The sequence below is a fragment of the Nocardiopsis coralliicola genome (assembly GCF_054779695.1).
Genome location: NZ_BAAGXT010000002.1, coordinates 131,166 through 146,976 on the forward strand (window position 1 = coordinate 131,166; position 15,811 = coordinate 146,976).

Annotated in this window: 16 protein-coding genes and 1 tRNA gene; 7 read left to right on the top strand and 10 right to left on the bottom strand. The window is 72.0% G+C overall.

The window, feature by feature from the left end:
• Positions 1 to 134: 134 nt before the first annotated feature.
• The 8 genes from ACYVGT_RS02700 to ACYVGT_RS02735 form a co-directional block, all read right to left on the bottom strand.
• Positions 135 to 1,211, bottom strand: coding sequence for a C40 family peptidase (locus tag ACYVGT_RS02700; protein ID WP_460854746.1), 1,077 nt, complete (start codon positions 1,209 to 1,211; stop codon positions 135 to 137).
• On the bottom strand, positions 1,204 to 2,100 hold the full coding sequence (locus tag ACYVGT_RS02705; protein ID WP_460854747.1) for a replication-relaxation family protein: 897 nt from the start codon (positions 2,098 to 2,100) through the stop codon (positions 1,204 to 1,206). The genes ACYVGT_RS02700 and ACYVGT_RS02705 overlap by 8 nt, the downstream gene beginning before the upstream one ends.
• Positions 2,101 to 2,115: 15 nt before the next feature.
• Entirely contained in the window at positions 2,116 to 4,437 is a 2,322-nt protein-coding gene (locus ACYVGT_RS02710; RefSeq protein ID WP_460854748.1) for a type IV secretory system conjugative DNA transfer family protein, read from the bottom strand.
• Positions 4,434 to 6,188 carry a VirB4 family type IV secretion system protein gene (locus tag ACYVGT_RS02715; protein ID WP_460854749.1) on the bottom strand — a complete coding sequence of 585 codons (1,755 nt, stop codon included), beginning with the start codon at positions 6,186 to 6,188 and terminating at the stop codon, positions 4,434 to 4,436. Before ACYVGT_RS02715 ends, ACYVGT_RS02710 begins: the two co-directional genes overlap by 4 nt.
• Entirely contained in the window at positions 6,188 to 7,126 is a 939-nt protein-coding gene (locus ACYVGT_RS02720; protein ID WP_460854750.1) for a PrgI family protein, read from the bottom strand. Before ACYVGT_RS02720 ends, ACYVGT_RS02715 begins: the two co-directional genes overlap by 1 nt.
• Positions 7,126 to 8,946 (bottom strand): hypothetical protein, encoded by a 1,821-nt coding sequence (locus ACYVGT_RS02725; RefSeq protein ID WP_460854751.1) that lies wholly within the window; start codon positions 8,944 to 8,946, stop codon positions 7,126 to 7,128. Before ACYVGT_RS02725 ends, ACYVGT_RS02720 begins: the two co-directional genes overlap by 1 nt.
• Positions 8,946 to 9,206, bottom strand: coding sequence for a pilin (locus tag ACYVGT_RS02730; RefSeq protein WP_460854752.1), 261 nt, complete (start codon positions 9,204 to 9,206; stop codon positions 8,946 to 8,948). The genes ACYVGT_RS02725 and ACYVGT_RS02730 overlap by 1 nt, the downstream gene beginning before the upstream one ends.
• A 272-nt stretch (positions 9,207 to 9,478) precedes the next feature.
• Complete coding sequence (locus tag ACYVGT_RS02735; protein WP_460854753.1) at positions 9,479 to 10,192, bottom strand: sigma factor-like helix-turn-helix DNA-binding protein; 714 nt, start codon at positions 10,190 to 10,192, stop codon at positions 9,479 to 9,481.
• 249 nt (positions 10,193 to 10,441) lie between these two features.
• Between ACYVGT_RS02735 and ACYVGT_RS02740 the strand changes: the two genes are divergently transcribed.
• The gene (locus ACYVGT_RS02740) at positions 10,442 to 11,320 is read left to right on the top strand and encodes an adenine nucleotide alpha hydrolase family protein (protein ID WP_460854754.1); all 879 of its coding nucleotides are present in this window, start codon (positions 10,442 to 10,444) and stop codon (positions 11,318 to 11,320) included.
• 112 nt (positions 11,321 to 11,432) lie between these two features.
• Complete coding sequence (locus ACYVGT_RS02745) at positions 11,433 to 11,597, top strand: tyrosine-type recombinase/integrase (RefSeq protein WP_460854755.1); 165 nt, start codon at positions 11,433 to 11,435, stop codon at positions 11,595 to 11,597.
• Between the two features lie 80 nt (positions 11,598 to 11,677).
• Here ACYVGT_RS02745 and ACYVGT_RS02750 read toward each other — a convergent pair.
• Positions 11,678 to 11,751, bottom strand: a tRNA-Pro gene (locus ACYVGT_RS02750).
• Positions 11,752 to 11,913: 162 nt separating this feature from the next.
• On the opposite strand from ACYVGT_RS02750, the gene ACYVGT_RS02755 reads away from it, so the two are divergent.
• Together ACYVGT_RS02755 and ACYVGT_RS02760 are read left to right on the top strand one after the other, a co-directional pair.
• Positions 11,914 to 12,225, top strand: coding sequence for a hypothetical protein (locus ACYVGT_RS02755; protein ID WP_460854756.1), 312 nt, complete (start codon positions 11,914 to 11,916; stop codon positions 12,223 to 12,225).
• Positions 12,226 to 12,390: 165 nt separating this feature from the next.
• Positions 12,391 to 13,224, top strand: coding sequence for an aldo/keto reductase (locus ACYVGT_RS02760; protein ID WP_460854757.1), 834 nt, complete (start codon positions 12,391 to 12,393; stop codon positions 13,222 to 13,224).
• A gap of 76 nt (positions 13,225 to 13,300) precedes the next feature.
• Here the strand turns inward: ACYVGT_RS02760 and ACYVGT_RS02765 are convergent, their stop codons facing one another.
• Positions 13,301 to 13,459 carry a hypothetical protein gene (locus ACYVGT_RS02765; RefSeq protein ID WP_460854758.1) on the bottom strand — a complete coding sequence of 53 codons (159 nt, stop codon included), beginning with the start codon at positions 13,457 to 13,459 and terminating at the stop codon, positions 13,301 to 13,303.
• A 201-nt stretch (positions 13,460 to 13,660) separates the two neighbouring features.
• Between ACYVGT_RS02765 and ACYVGT_RS02770 the strand changes: the two genes are divergently transcribed.
• From ACYVGT_RS02770 to ACYVGT_RS02780, 3 genes are read left to right on the top strand one after another with little or no spacing between them, the layout of a single operon-like run.
• Positions 13,661 to 14,410, top strand: coding sequence for an SDR family NAD(P)-dependent oxidoreductase (locus ACYVGT_RS02770; protein ID WP_460854759.1), 750 nt, complete (start codon positions 13,661 to 13,663; stop codon positions 14,408 to 14,410).
• On the top strand, positions 14,407 to 15,300 hold the full coding sequence (locus tag ACYVGT_RS02775) for an enoyl-CoA hydratase family protein (protein WP_460854761.1): 894 nt from the start codon (positions 14,407 to 14,409) through the stop codon (positions 15,298 to 15,300). Before ACYVGT_RS02770 ends, ACYVGT_RS02775 begins: the two co-directional genes overlap by 4 nt.
• A gap of 4 nt (positions 15,301 to 15,304) precedes the next feature.
• Positions 15,305 to 15,751, top strand: a complete 447-nt coding sequence (locus tag ACYVGT_RS02780; protein WP_460854762.1) for a RidA family protein — start codon at positions 15,305 to 15,307, stop codon at positions 15,749 to 15,751.
• The last annotated feature ends 60 nt before the right edge of the window (positions 15,752 to 15,811 follow it).

A 15,811-nucleotide genomic window follows, 5' to 3' on the forward strand; every position in this document is an offset into this window, starting at 1 on the left:
CTCGCGCGGCGTAGATTTTCCAGTAGGGGGCCAACGGAGACTCCCTGCACGAAGATGAATACGCCTCTGGTTCCTCTTCTCATGTATCGCTGGATTGGTTTAGACAGGTGGGCGGATTGGAATGGGACTGGTTCTCATCTAATCGGTCGGACCGCCCCCATGAAGCGCGGAGGGTAGACGTCTCCGCCCTCGACTGGTTCGGTCCGCACCGACTGGCCCGAGCTCGGTGCGTTGACCATTTGTCCGTCGCCGATGTACATGGTGACGTGGGTGGGCGGCGCGCCGGGGGCGCCGAGATCGCTAGTGTCGTAGAACAGCAGGTCACCCGGCTGGAGTTGGTCGGCAGGGATGTGCTGTCCGGCTTGGTATTGGTCGGTGGTGACGCGGGGGATGCCGACGCCGGCGGCAGCCCAGGCTTGCTGGGTGAGGCTGGAGCAGTCGAAAGCATCGGGCCCGTTGGCGCCGAACACGTACGGCTTGCCGAGCTGGGCCAGCGCCCATTGGGCGGCTTCGGCGCCGGCGCCGAAGCCCGCACCTTTGCCAGTGTCGAGCGGGGACAGCGCGTCGAAGCGGTCGATCTCCTCCAGGACCTGGGAGACGTACCAGTCGGCCGGGTTGTAGCGGAACAACGCGTCTGACAGCTGCGCGCGGTCGGTGAAGTTCACGGTCGCGCCGCCGGTGATGCAGAGCTGACGCGCACTGCCGAGGGCGCTGTCGTAGACGTTGTGGGGGTCGGCGGTGCCGTCGTTGTTGCCGTCGGCACCGTATTCGCTCCAGCCGGAAGGCAGATGCTGGTTGGGGCCGACAGCGCGGTCATAGGTGGTGTCGCCGTCCCACTTTCCGCCGTCGGTGTCGTAGTGGGGGGTGAGGTTGCCACCGACGCCGGAGCCGTCGAGGCGCGGCCCGATCATCGGCGGGTCCACGTCGCCGACGGGGGAGATGTCGTGGCCGGCGAGCAGGTCGGATTCCACTGACCCGATACCGGCGAGGATCTGCCACCGCATGCCGGTACAGCTCGGGAACTCCTCCTCGAGGGCCTCAGGGGCGCGGACATAGGCGTCCAGCAGCGTGTCGGGGATGCCCTCGACGCTGCCCGGCGCCGCCTGCTGAGGTGCGGTGTCGGCGAGCACAGCGGTGATGAGGGAGACGGCCAGGCCGCCGAGCAGAAGCGGGACGACCACCCCGGCGGCCAGGCAGCCGCTGCTAGGCACTGCGGGCGTTCCCGAACTCGGCATCCCAGCCCGGCAACATGGGCTGGGCGGCGCCGCCGCTCGAGCCGAGGTCGGCGAGGGTGTGCTGGCGGGCTGTGCCCAGAGGGGTCCAGACCCGCTGGGCCGGGTGGGCGCCGTGCAGCCCCGTGGCCGCCGGAACTTCGCGCGCCCGGGGGCCGAGGAGGCGATGCACATTGGTCTGGCGTGCGGGGGAGGGCAGCCAGAACAGCACGGTGGCGGTGCGGCCAGTGCTGCGGCGCAGCTCGCTGTAGCGGTCCAGCTTCTCGGCCAGGCGCCCCAGCGATTCTGAGCCGGTGTCGTACTCCAGGAAAAAGTCCAGTTCCCGGGTGCCGGAGCGCCAGCGTCCCGCGGCATCGGGGCGGACGATATCGCCGAACTCGGCGGCGCATTCACGCTCGGTACGCCACGTCAGCCCCGCGTCGTCGCGGGCGCTGGCGTGAACCGCCAAGTCCACGAAGAAGTCATTGGTGCCCACGGTGTGATTGAGGGTGCTGCGGTAGGCCATCGACAGCATCCTGGTGCGACGGAACCCCCACTCGTGGGCATTCTTTCCGTGCTCCGCGGCCAGGAGTTCAGCGCCGGGGGTATCGAGGATGTAGTGCCAGGGGGCGCTGCCCACCGGCGTCCAGGGGCGGAAGCGCTCCAGTGCGCGCAAGCGATACAGCGTGAGCAGACGCCGCTTGGCCACGGAGTAGGAGGCGAACTCCAGCTGCGCCAGCTGGGCGGTGGTCAGGGTCTTGTGGCGGTGGACCAGGCGCATGATGCGGCGGTCACGGGGGGTCAGGCGCGCGACGAGCAGGTGCAGGGCCTGGACGGTCGTGCCGGGGCGCACGACGTCGCGGTGGTCGGGGCGTGAGAAGGCGTGCATGGAGGGCTCCTTGGACTAGCGGTGGCGGCGGGCGGCGGTGCGCACCTGAGTGGCCCGCCCTTGGACAGGAGGGGGGAGCGGCCGGGTGCGCAGCGTGAACGCCGGGCTCTGCGCGCCGCCGGAGACCAGGCGAACGGCGGCCTGGTGGGCGGCCAGGTGGGAGAGGTCGTGCGCGCCGAGGTTGGGGCGCACATGGCGGGCCAGAATGTGGGCGTCCTCGGGGGAGACGTTGAAATAGACCTTGGTGCGGGCGTTGGCGGAGACCGATTCGCGCAGGTCGCGGGGGAGTTGGGAGAGGTCCTGGTGGGCCAGTACCAGGCCGGCGCGATAGGCCCGGGCCTCGGCGAGCATGTCGTCGATGCCGTAGGGCAGCATCAAGAAGTTCTGGGCCTCGTCGAGGTAGATGCCGACGTCGCGGCGCTCGGCTTCCGGTTGTGCGGCGCGTGCGAGTACCGCGCTCCATACCTGCGCTAGCAGGAGTGAGCCGAGCAGGCTGGCGCTGTCTTCGCCGAGGAGCCCTTTGGGTAGGCGGGCGATGATGATCGCGCCGTTATCGAGGAGGCGGCCCAGGTTCAGGCCGCCGCCTGAGGCGAGGAGGTCGCGGGCGAATCCGCGCAGCAGTACTGAGCGCAGTTTGTTGGCCAGTGGGGCGGTTGCCTGGGCGCGTGCGGCCTCCGATAGGCCCTCGTACCAGCTCCAAAAGCCGGCGAGGACGGGATCGGTGTCGTTGATGCGGGCGGTGGCGCGCCGTCGGAAGGTTGAGTTTTCCAGGAGGCGAGGAATGTGGGCGAGTCCGGCCTGCGGGGTTCCGGCCAGGGTGAGGCAGGACGAGCGCAGGATGTCTTCGGTGCGCGGCCCCCAGGAGTCGGCGTAGACGCGCTTGAAGATGCCGGTGACCATGTCGGCGGATCGCTCCCGTTCTCCCTGCCGTCCGGAGAGCACGCTCAGTGGTGGCGGCGGTGCGCTGTCGTCGGGGTCGATCAGCACCACGCGTTCGATCGCGTCGGCGGGCATGCGGGAGAGCAGCAGGTTGGATTCGCCTTTGGGCTCGATGAACACCACGCTGCGTTGCTTGCGGATGTCGTCCAAGATCATGTTCAGCAGCGCGGTGGTCTTGCCGGTTCCGGTACCGCCGATGACGTGGGTGTGGTGCCGGGAGTCGGCGGTGCGCAGCCCGACGGGACGGTGGCGTTCTGCATCGGCCACCCCCAGCAGGCGGGTGTCGGCCGCGTCGCCGGCGATACCGGGCGAGGGCGGGGTTGGCCGGGCCGGGGCGCGCTCCACCCCAGGCACAGCCTCGTCGACGGGCAGGTGGGCCACTGCGGCCAGCTCACGCGCGGAGAGCAAGTCGCCGCGGTCCATCCAGCGAGCGAGGGATAGCCGGGCTGCAATGCAGGGACGGCGGCGGCGCAGGTAGTGGTTGAATCCGGTGAACACCGCGAAAGAGCCGCTCAGAGCGTGGGTGCGGCCGCGGCGCCGCTCGTTGGCCTGGGCCGTGGCGCCCGGCTGGGTGACCAGGTAGCGCACCAGGGTCTCGAGCCGTGGCGCGGTGGATTTAGTGAGGATCGCGCGGATTTCTCCCGAGACCTCGGGGCGCAGGGCACTGAGCGCTGCGCTGCTCCGCCGGCCGCGGGTCGGGGCGAGCAGGTCCAGAACAGGTCCGGTGCTGTGGGTTTGGCGCAGGCGGGCGGCGGCTCTGGTGGCGTGGCGCAGTCTTCGGCCGGTGACCGGGCGCACTGCGACCTGGATCAGGATCTGCTCGCCGGGATCAGGGGCGCCGGCCGCGCCGAGCACCGCACGCAGCGGGTCGTCGTCGTGACCGGTGGCGATCGGGAAATGGTCCGGGCGAGCTAAGCGCAGCTCTCCGCCACGGCTGGGTTCGGTGAATCCGGAGGGGACGGGGCGGGTGGTGGTGGCCGCGCCCGGCCAGGCCGCCTCGACCGCCCGCTCCACCAGTCCGGGCGGAACTGGTCCGGGCACCCATAGCCGCATCCGGATGCCGCGCTCATCGATGAGGTATTCCCAGACCACGTGCGGCTGGCCGAACAGCATGCGTTTCCACGCTGGGCGCAGGAGGCCGAGCAGCCGCGTCCACAGCGCCTCGGCCCCGGAGAGCTCAGTCTCGGGCGGGGGCAGAATCTCCACGATGCGGCTCTGCCGGGCCCAGGAGCGGTGTCGCAGCACCACGATTGCGACGCGCCCCAGGAGTGCGAGGACGAAGAAGGCGGTGGCAGTGATGACCAGGGCCCCTCCCGCGGCGGCCCCGATGTGCAGGAGTGCCTCGGCGAGCCGGGTCGGTAGCGTGCCGAGGTCGATCAGGATGTTGCTGAGCGTCACAGGAACTCCTCCTCCATCGCGTCGGTGCGGAGCTCGGCGGGGTCGGTGGTGACCAGGGCGTGTTCGGCTTCGCTGGCCACCACGTCGACGGCGACGCGGGCGTCGCCGCTGCACAGCAGGGCTTGGCCGGGGGCGGCGGTGAGGAGGTGCTGCTGCTCGCCCTCGGACAACCCGAAGGCCGCGGCAACTTCGCCGATGACCTGCGAAGACTGGCGCAGCAGCACTTGAGTGGTCGCGTTGGCCACCACGGCCCGGCCGAGTTCGGTGCCGAGCACGTCACCGGCGTCCTGGGTAGCGACGGTGAGGCCGACCCAGCGTTTGCGCGCGGCCTTGGCGAGCCGGAACAAGAACCGGGCACCTTCGCTCTCCTGCATGAGTTGCCAGCCCTCGTCGACCAGCACCATGCGCGGATGATCCGCGCGAGCTTCGGCCACCCCGCGCCAGATGGCATCCAGGGCCATGAGGGTTCCGGCGGGTTTGAGCTCATCCGGCAGGGCGCGCAGCGACCAGACCACGAGGTGACCAGTCGGGCGCTGGGTAGTGGGGCCGGCGAACAGGCCGCTGAACGAGCCGTCCACGTACGGCGCGAGCTCGTCAGCCAGGCGTGTGGCCTCGGCGTCGCCGTCGGCGCGCAGGGCTCGGGCGAGGTCGGCCAGCAGCGGCGCAGAGCGGTGCCAGGTGCGCCGGTCATCAGTGATCCCTGCTTCGGCATAGGCCGACAGCAGGGCGCGGTCCAGTGCGGCGCGGCGGGCCGGGTCCAGCGGCGCCCCCAGTAGCACCGCGAGCAGGGTGTGCAGGAACAGGGCCCGGCGGGAGAGCGCGTCGCGGGTGGCGGCGGGATCCAGAGACAGGTCGAGGGGGTTGAGGTGCACGCCGGGTGCGCCGAGTGCCATGACGGTGCCGCCGACCGAGTCGGCGAGTGCGGTGTATTCGTTTTCGGGGTCGACGACGGCCGCGGTGACGCCGGCATACATGGACCGCAAGAGGTCGAGCTTGCAGAAGTAGGATTTCCCGGCGCCGCTGCGGGCCAGGACGACGGTGTTGTAGGAGTCCAGGGACCAGCGGTCCCACACCACCGCCCCGGAGGAGTCGCTGTTCAGGCCGTAGAGAACGGCGGTCGGACTCGTCTCGACGGCCAGGTCGGGGCTGGCAAACGGGAACGTGGCGGCCAGGGCGGAGGTGTCCATGGAGCGGCGCTGATCGAGCAGGTCCACCCCCAGCGGCAGGCCGGTGACCCACCCCTGCAACTGGCGGAAGGTGGCCAGGCGCGCATCCAGCAGCATCGAGGAGGCCAGCGACTGCACGTGGCCGACTTCGGTTTCGAGGGTCTGTTCGTCGGCGGCGTGCACGGTGATCGACACCCCGACCCGGAACAGCCGGCCGTCGCCGCGGGCCAGGGCGGCGGCCATCTCGCGGGCGTCCTCGGCGGCCGCTTCGGCCTCGAAGTCCTCCAACTTCCCGCGCGCGGCATCGGCCCGTGAACTGGACTCGAAGCGGGCCATTTGGCGGCGCAGCCGCTGGGCCGCCACCGCCGCCGGGACCGGTTCGACGTGCAGGGACACCTCGACACGGCCCGGATAGGTCAGCAGCGGCTCCAGCCAGCCGTAGCCGACTTCGGCCGGATAGCCGGTGACTACGAAGCTCGCGGCCGCGCCCGCGCCCAGGTGCACGCGGCGCGGGCCGATGTCGACTTCGGCCTGCACCGGCGCGGGAGCAGCGGCGGTTTTCGGGGCGCGGCGCAACAGGGGCATCACGCCTCCTCCTCGTGTGTGGTGCCGGGGCCGGTGATGGTGAACTCGGGTGGGGCGAGTCCGTCAGGCGGTGCGGCGGTGGTGTCCGTGGGGTCGGCGGAGGCTGCGAGGACGGCGGCAGCGGCCGGTCCGTCGAGCGGGGTGGCGGTGGTGCCGGCGGCAGCGAGCGCGCGGGCCGCATCTTCGGCCCGGCGGCGCAGCGTCGCCGCGCCCTGGCGGCCGCTGCCGGAGGGCTCGCGCAGCACCAGCAGCACCTGGCGGGAGAGCAGGTCGCGGCGCTCGCCCAGGGCGGCGAGGTAGTCGGCGTGGTCGGCGGCGGCCCGGGCCAGGGCCGGATGCGGCAGATGTGGCACCGCCTGGTCCAGGGCGGCCACCAGCGGATCGAGCCGGACCGCTTCGGCGCGCATCACCACCTGCACCGGGCCCTGCAGGGAGTTGAGAAACGCCGAGAAGCCGTTGATGAGCGCGGCCTGCTCGGCGTCGGTGCGCAGGGCGAAATTGACGGTCGAGCACTGCATAAGGAGTGCAGCGCCGTGTTCGGCCAGGTCGATGACGCCGTCGTCGCTGATCGCGCGGACCGGCAGCTCCAGCGGCGCCGGCAGCTCCGACACCGTCCCGGCGGTCACCCAGCTCGGCACCTCCGGCGGGGGACCGGGGTGGGTGGCGCGGTGCCGCGGAGACTGCCGGAAGGACAGCGCCGCCGCGGCAAGCCGGTCGAGCGTCAGGCCGTCGCGGCGCACCAGTGCCGCCGCCACCGCGGCACCGGCCAGCGGCACCGCGCCCGCGGCCAGCGCCGGCAGCGGCACCACGTCGATCAGCACCGAGACCGCTCCGCCGATGGCGAGCAGCGGAATGCCGATGATGAGCAGCTGGCGGGCGGTGAGCCCGGCCAGGATTGTGTCGTCGCGTTCCACATCGGCGGGCATGCGCACACGCATCAGCGCCGACTCCTCGGGTTCGGGCGGTCCGGCTCACCGGGGCGTGGACGGGAGCGGGGCTGGGGGCGCGGGCGGACTGGGCGCGGTTGCGGCTGCTGGTGGTAGGGCACGGCATCGATCCCGCGGGGACGCGCCGGCGGGCGCGGCGCAGCGCCGGCCGGGTGCCACGCCGCTCGGCGCATTTTTGTGGTGTCGAACAGCTCCGGCTGCTGATGCAGGCGTTTCATGCCGGGCAGGTGCTCTTGGCGCGCCTGCGGGGCGGGTAGGCCCGGGATCGGGTCCTGGCGCGACCATGCCGGGCGGCTGCGCTGCCCCAATGCGCCGCTGGGCAGGGGCGGTTGGATGGTCCGGCGCCGCCGGGCGGCGCGTTTCTGCTCGGCGGGGTCGATGTCGCGGTCGACCCCGGGCAGCGGGCGCTGCTCCGGCTCGGGTGGCGGTGGTTTTGGGATGTCCATCGGCAGCGCGCTCTGGTGCCAGCGGGGCTGTGGCGGCACGCGCGGCGGCTGCGACTGGGCACGGGCGGCGGCCCCGGGTTTCGGGGGCGGGCCGCGCCGGGGTGTGCGCGCTGCCGCGGTCGCATCTGGTCCCTTCTTTCCGGCCGTGAGGGCTTTGCCGAGGTTGCGGAACACCAGCACGCTGGCCGCGAACTGCGCCGCGCGCATCAAGGGCGATGCCTGGTAGTTGAACACGCGCTTGAACACCCAGAACGGGATGCGCACCAGGACATAGAGGCAGCAGATGATCAGGAAAACGTCGATGAGGGAGGCGGCGGTGTCGCCCATGTCGATGATGCCGAGCATCTCCTCGCGCGAGAGCAGCAGCTCCACGGCCAGGCGCAGTACGAGCGCTTGGGCCAGCGGGATGATGAGCAGGCCGCCCAGCGCCCGCCACCACAGCCGCGCCAGGCCATCGGTCTGGGGAAGGACGTGGCAGGCCAGTGCGAGCGGGGCGGCCACCACCAGCAGCAGCCACAGCACGATCCGCACGATCACGGCCAGCGAGAAGAACACCACGAGGATCGAGGCGACGAGCAGGAGCAGGACCAGCACTCCCGCTTCGCCGCTGGGGTTGGTCAGCATGCGCGAAAACGAGGTGGCGACGTTGTCGGCGGTGGCGGTTTCGCCGAGTAGGGCGAACACGACTGCGTTGGTCAGCCGTGCGGCGAGGGTGCAGAGGAACCAGCTGGCGTTGGCGGCCACAAACCCGAGCACCAGCCGCGGCAGCAGCTCCTTCATCGAGGTGGTGGACTGCACGCTCGGGTTGGCCATCACCAGCACCCCGCCGAGGGTCACCGCGAGGATGTAGACGGTGTTGGCGACGGCGAGCGCGGTGGCCCAGGATCCCTCGATTGCTGAGACCGGGCCGGGCGTGGTCAGCGATCCGACCGCGATGGAGATCAGCTGCATGTTGATGAGCTCAGCGGCCATCCCGGCCAGCCAGCCATTGAACGCCGTCTCGACTTTGCAGCCGTAGTCGAACATCCCGCACGGATCAGCCTCCGGGGCCGCCGGGGCCTCGGGCGTGCCCTCCTCGCCGCTCGGCGGTTCGGGTGGCGCGCCGGGAGAAGGGGACGGCTCCGGCGACGGGTCGGGTTCGGGGGTTTCTTCGGGCGGTGGTTCGGGCTCCGGCCCCGGCTCGGGTTCGGGGGGCTCGGGTTCCGGGCCGGGTTCGGGCGGGGCGGCATCGGCGGGTGCCGCGGCCGCCGGCGGCATGCCGCGCGGCACCGCTTCGGCCTCAGCGGCACTCGGCGCGGCGCCCAAGAGGAGTATCCCGGCCGCGGCGGCGACGGCCGCGGCGGCACGGGCGGTGCAGGGCCCCATCAGCTCAGCCCCACAAACCCGCGCAGGATCTCCACCAGCAGCGGCGCCAGAATCGCCACCGCGAAACCCAGCGCCGAGAACTTCAGCGTGTCTTTGGCCTTGCCGACTTCGCCCGGGTCGCCTCCGGCCAGCACATAGCGCAGCCCGCCCACCGTCAGCAGCAGCGTGGCCAGCGCCACCAGCAGCCCGATGATCCAGTTGCGGATGTTGGTGATGACCTCTTCCAGGTCGGAGACCCCGGGCGCAGTATCGGCAAGCACCGGAGTAGCACTGCCGAGAACGGCGAGGCTGATCAGCGCACACAGCCCCGCGACGCGTGCGGCGCGCAGCGCACGCGAAGGGCGAGGTGGGGTGGGCGGTGGCCGCATCGGCAACTCCCAAACGGAAGCGGGGGTGGCGGTGCGGCGGGGAGCGCCGTTCTCCTTCCAGCGGGGGGTCAGGGCGAGGCACGCTGCCTCCCCGCCGCACCCAGAGCGCTCTAAAGCGCCCTGTGGAACGAGAAGGCGAACGAGAGCCCGGAAATCGCTCACCATCACGCCGCCTTTTTCTCTGCCGCCCCGGTGAGGTGGTTCTTCAGGCGCTGCTGGGCCTGGTGGCGGTGGCGCCGCGCGGTGCTGTAGCTGACCCCGAGCTCCTGAGCCACCTGGACCAGTGGTCTCCGCTCCAGTCGGCTGCGCGCCACCAGCTCCGCCTCCAACGGCGTCACCACACCGCAGGTGAGCGCGCCCGCCAGCACGGTTACCGCCCCACCGGAATCGGGAGCGGCTGCCTCGTCTACGAAGCCGGGCTGATCGGCGCGGCGGTGCCGCTCGGCCAGGGTGCGATAGCGCAGCCTCTGCCCGGCAGCCCGGGCGGCATAGACCAGCCGCGCCCCCACCCGATTGGCCACGGTGTCGCCGGAATGCAGCGCCGCCAGGAACCCGGCCAGCAATTCGGCTTCGAGGTCGTCGAGCTCGCTTTCGATTCCGGCCGACAGGCGGCGGCGCGCGGCAGCCAGCCCCGGCAGCGCCAGCCCGGCCGCGATCACCGTCCAGGCCGAAGGTCCGGCGCGGGCGCGCTCGATGAGGTGGCGCCAGAGCCGGTCCGACTCCGCGGCCGGCAGCGCAAGAACATGCCGGGTCAGCCCGGTCGGCGAGAGCGCCTCGGCGTCCAAGCCGCACAAGCCCGCCAGATCCTGATCAGCTGGGAGGGGCGGTGTGGTCAGCAGATCAAAGGAGCGGCGCAGAGCAGCAAACGCGTGAGCCATGAGAATCCTCCTGCTGCGGTGACAGGACCCTCATGAAGCACACGGGGAATGAGCAGCAGAAACGCACACCCTTCGCCGCTTTCGCCGGGCGTTCGCCCCGCGTACGCAACACCGGCGCACTCCGCTGCGGCACGGACCCGGTGCGCACGCCGGGCGTACGCCCGGCACAATCACCGCTATCGGGTGAGCGATTTCGGCGATCTCATTCGCCTTCTCTCAGTGAGGCCCGCTGCCTGCCGACACACCCCGATGACCCCACGCACCCGCTCCACCGCTCCGCGCCTGCGCCTGCTCAGCCTCGGCGCCGGAGTCCAGTCGACCACCCTGCTCCTGCTGTCCGCCCAGGGCGCCATCCAGCACTACGACGCCGCAATCTTTGCCGATACCGGCTGGGAATCGTCTTCGGTCTATGGCCACCTGGAGCGGCTCGAAGGCATTGCTGCCGATGCGGGGATCCCGCTGATCCGGGTGGCGGCCGGCAACATCCGCGACGACGCCCTCGACGAGCGGCGCCGATTCGCTTCTATGCCACTGTTCCTGCATACCGACACCGGCAACCGCGGCATGCTGCGCCGCCAATGCACCAGCGAATACAAGATCCGCCCCATCAAGCGCGAGATCCGCCGACTCCTGGGCCACCCCCACCCCGACCCGGTGCCGGCCGGGGTCTATGCCGAGCAGTCCATCGGCATCTCTGCTGATGAGGTCCACCGCGCCAAAGACGCCGACGTCGGCTACCTGGAGAACACGTTTCCGCTGCTCGACATCGGCTGGACCCGCCGCGACTGCCGCGCCTACCTCGCCCTGCACAACCTCGCCGATACCCCTAAATCGGCCTGCATCGGCTGCCCCTACCGCTCCAACGCTTCCTGGGCCGAACTGCGCGCCACCGAACCCGACGCCTGGGACGACGCCGTCGACTTCGATGCCGCTGTCCGCCGAGCCCACCCCACCGCCACCCGTCCCGGCACGCCGCTGGCAGGGCGCGCCTACCTCCACCGCGACCGGATCCCCCTCGACCAAGTGGATCTGGGCATCGACACCGGCCCCGAACCCGACGGGTGCTCCCCATGGTCGTGCCGCGGCGCAGCAGGGCACACGCCTGATTCTGAGGCCGATGGAGCGTGACGGTGCGAACGGGTGATGGGAGCAGTGGCAATCCGGGAGATGCGATGCGGCAGCCAGGGGAGGCGGGTGTGAAGCACCGGGACGATGCAGCAGGTCGCCGCGGCACACCTTCGTGTCGCTGCTGTGGGACCACGGTGTGGGGATCGAGGAGATCTCACTGCTGGTGGGCCATGACGGCACCGATACGACCGAGCGGGTCTACCGCCGACAGCTGCGGCCGGTGCGCCGCTCGGCCGCGGGGCCGATGGAGGCGATCCTGCGAGGAGCCGGAACGTAAAAACCCTTCAACCCCACCCACAACCCCACCGGACGCGAAAAGGAGGACCCGAGAGCCTCGGATCCCCCTTCTGACCTGCGTCGGGACGGCGGGATTTGAACCCACGACCCCTTGACCCCCAGTCAAGTGCGCTACCAAACTGCGCTACGTCCCGGAATCGGTGCTGTGCGGGCGGTCCCGCGCTCCGACGGGTCGACTCTATCGCACTTCAGGCGGTGGTCGGGACGGGTTTTGCGCGGTGCGGGGGAGGGGGTGGGGCTCTCGCGCTCCGTGGTCATCGTCGTGACAATCTGCGACGAACGCGTCATCATGAAGCATGGAGCGAAGTGCGGAGCAGCAGAGAGTCGTCCTGGACGCCGTGCGCCGCAGCGACGCCGGGGTGCCGGCGCAGGCGCGGCCGGTCGGCGTCGTCACGCGCGTGTATGCCGAGGGCGAGCTGGAGACCGACGGCCAGCGCACCACCGCGGCGGCAGCCGGCCGCACCGCGGTCGCCGAGGAGATCGAGGGCCGCTGGCCCGGCGTTCCGTTCGTGGTCCGCAGCGGGACGGGGGCCGATCTGGGCGCGGCCGTGCCGGAAGCCGGGTCCGGCGACGAGGTGGTCGTCGGGGTGGCCTACCGGCCGGTGTAGCGGAGCGGCCCGTGCCGCAGGGTGCGGGTCACGATCCGGGGGCGGCGCAGGAGAAGCGGTTGCGGCCCGCCGCGGCGCCCGCGCAGGGTGGATCGGCGAGCACGTGCCAACGGGGGACGCGCGTACAGGGCGTGCGTCGGGCGCGGGCGAGCGCAAGGGGGAAGCATGTTCGACATGCCCGAAGTCACCTTCAGCAACGGCGTCCGCATGCCGCAATTGGGGTTCGGAGTGTGGCAGGTCGCGCCGCACGAGGCGGCCGGGGCGGTCGCCGAAGCGCTGCAGGCAGGCTACCGCAGCATCGACACGGCAGCGGCGTACGGCAACGAGGAGGGCGTCGGCGAGGCCATCCGCAGATCGGGGCTGAACCGCAGCGACGTCTTCGTCACCTCCAAGCTGCGCAACGCCGACCAGGGCTACGACGCCGCGCTGCGGGCCTTCGAGGGCTCGCTGACCCGGTTGGGGCTGGAGACGCTCGACCTCTACCTGATCCACTGGCCCATGCCGGAGCGCGACGACTACGTCGCCACCTGGAAGGCGTTCGAGCGGCTCTACGCCGAGGGGCGCGTGCGCGCGATCGGGGTGTCCAACTTCCAGATCCCGCACCTGGAGCGGGTGATGCGCGAGGGCCTCATCGCGCCGATGCTCAACCAGATCGAGCTGCACCCACGGCTCGCCCAGCCCGAGCTGCGCGCGTTCGACGCCCGGCACGGCATCGCCACCGAGGCGTGGAGCCCGCTGGGGCACGGCCGCGTGCTGGACGACCCGGTCATCGCCAAGATCGCCGGCGCCCACGGCGTCACGCCCGCGCAGGTGATCATCCGCTGGCACCTGCAGCTGGGCAACGTGGTCATCCCCAAGTCGGTGACGCCGGAGCGCATCCGCGCCAACTTCGACGTCTTCGGCTTCACGCTGACCAGCGGAGACGTCGAGGCCATCACGGCGCTTGACGCCGGCGAGCGCACCGGCCCCGACCCCGACGAGTTCAACCTCCTGGACTGACCCGGGCGGGGCTGCGCACAGGAAAAGCAGGCGGGGCGGCTCGGCGGCTGCCCCGCCCGCCCGCGCTGCAGAGGGGTCAGGCCAGTTCGCGGCGGCGGCGCGCGCCGGCGAGCACGGCCTCCGGGCCCTTCTTGGCCACCTTGGCGGTGTAGTACGCAAAGCCCGCGAAGATGGCGGCGGGAACGGCCAGCACGAGTGCCAGCACAACGAAGCCGGCCACAGTCAGTTCACCCATGCCCGCCATCCTAGACCGCGCCACGCCGCGCTCCCGGCCTGCCCCCGCGCAACGGTCTGCGGAGGTGCCGGAGCCCCCGTCGGAGACTGCGGCCGGGGTGCAGCTGAGCCGGATCGGCCCGGCGCGGCGGTTCAATCCGGCCCCTCTGGCGCTATGACGTTTCCGTGACGCCGGTCACCGCTGCGTGATAGCGTGCCGGCCATGGAGGGTGTCCCCCGAATCGCCCTGGTGTCCGGTGGTGCCGGCGGGATCGGCCGGGCCGTGTGCCAGCGGCTGGCCGGTGAGGGCTACCGGGTGAGGGCCCTCGGCCGCGATGCGGAGCGGCTGACGGAGCTGGACCTTCCCGGGGTGGACACCGCCGTGTGCGACCCCGCCGACGAAGCCTCCGTCAGCGCTGCCGTGGACGCTCTTCCCGGTCCCGTCGACGTCCTCGTCAACAACGCCGGCGCCGCCGAGTCGGCCCCGTTGCACCGCACACCGCTGCGCGCCTGGAACGAGCTGTTCACCGCCAACGCCACGACGGCGTTCCTGCTCACCCGGGCCGTGCTGCCCGGGATGCGCGAGCGCGACCGCGGGCGCATCGTCTTCGTCGCCTCCACGGCGGCCCTGCGCGGCGCCCCCTACACCGCGGCCTACACCGCCGCCAAACACGCGGTGCTCGGCCTGGCCCGCACCGCGGCCGCCGAAGTCGCCGGGACCGGAGTGACCAGCAACGCCGTCTGCCCGGCCTTCGTGCGCACCCCGATGGCCCGCCGCTCGGCCGAGCACATCGCGCAGCGGACCGGGCGCACCGCCGAGCAGGCCGAGGCGGCGCTCGCGGAGTCGAGCCCGCTCGGGCGCCTGCTGGAGCCCGAAGAGGTCGCCGCCGCGGTGGCCTACTTCGCCTCGCCGGAGGCCGCCGGCGTCAACGGCCAGACCCTGGCCCTGGACGGAGGAGGCAGCACCGCATGAGCCCGTTCCGCGCGTCCGCGCCGCTCACCGACGACTGGCAGCACTTCGGATTCGGCGTCGCCGACGGCGTCGCCACCGTCACCCTGGACCGCCCCGACCGCATCAACGCCCTCACCTTCGACGCCTACGCCGACCTGCGCGACCTCCTGCTGGAGCTGCCGCACCGCGGCGACGTGCGGGCCCTCGTGCTGCGCGGCCGTGGCCGCGGCTTCTGCTCCGGCGGCGACGTCGAGGACATCATCGGCGCCACCCTCGCGATGGAGCCCGAGGAGCTGCTGGACTTCACCCGCATGACCGGCGAAACCGTGCGCGCGATGCGCGAATGCCCCGTCCCGGTCATCGCGGCCGTGCACGGCATCGCCGCCGGCGCGGGCGCCGTGCTGGCGCTGGCCGCCGACTTCCGGGTGGTGGCCCGCACGGCCCGGTTCGCGTTCCTGTTCACCCGGGTGGGCCTGGCCGGCGGCGACATGGGCGCCGCCTACCTGCTGCCGCGGGTCGCCGGGCTGGGCCACGCCACCCGGCTGCTCATGCTCGGCGACACCATCGACGCCGCCGAGGCCGACCGGTGCGGCCTGGTCAGCGAACTCGCCGACGACGGCGGCGCGCACGCGGCGGCCGCCCGCCTCGCCGAGCGGCTGGCGGCGGGGCCGGCCCTGGCCTATGCCCAGACCAAGGCGCTGATCGGCCGCGAGCTGGACATGAGCCTGTCGGCCTCGGTTGAGCTGGAGGCGGCCACCCAGGCGCTGCTGATGCACGGCGGCGACTACGCCGAGTTCCACGCCGCCTTCACCGGCAAGCGCGCCCCGCAGTGGCGGCGCCCCCGTACGCCGCGCGGTCGCGGTACCCCCGCTTCCGAGCCCGATCACGAGCAGCGCCGACAGGGAGAGTGACGCCATGGCAGCATCCGACCCCTCCGCCCCGGGCGAGACGACCGCCCACCGCATCGTGCGCGCCCCATCGCTGGCCCCGCCGGTCGGCTTCGCCCACGCCGTCGTCCCCGCACCGGGTGGCACCACCGTCTACCTGGGCGGGCAGACGGCGCAGCTGGCCGACGGGTCGATCGGCGGCGCCGGCCTGCGCGAGCAGTTCGACCTGGCCCTGGGCAACACCGTCAAGGCGCTGCGCGCGGCCGGCGGCGGGCCCGGCGACCTGGTCTCGCTCATGGTCTACACCACCGACACGGCCGGCTACCGCGCCGATCTGCGCGGCATCGGCGCCGTCTACCGGAGCCACCTGGGCCGGCACTACCCGGCGATGGGCCTGTTCGGCGTGGTGGAGCTGTTCGATCCGGAGGCCCTCGTCGAACTCGTCGGCACCGCCGTGCTGCCCGCCGGTCGCTGACGCGGGCCCCGCGGCGGCGCGCCGCAGGTGTACGCGGTCCTGCCCGGCAGCACGCGCCTG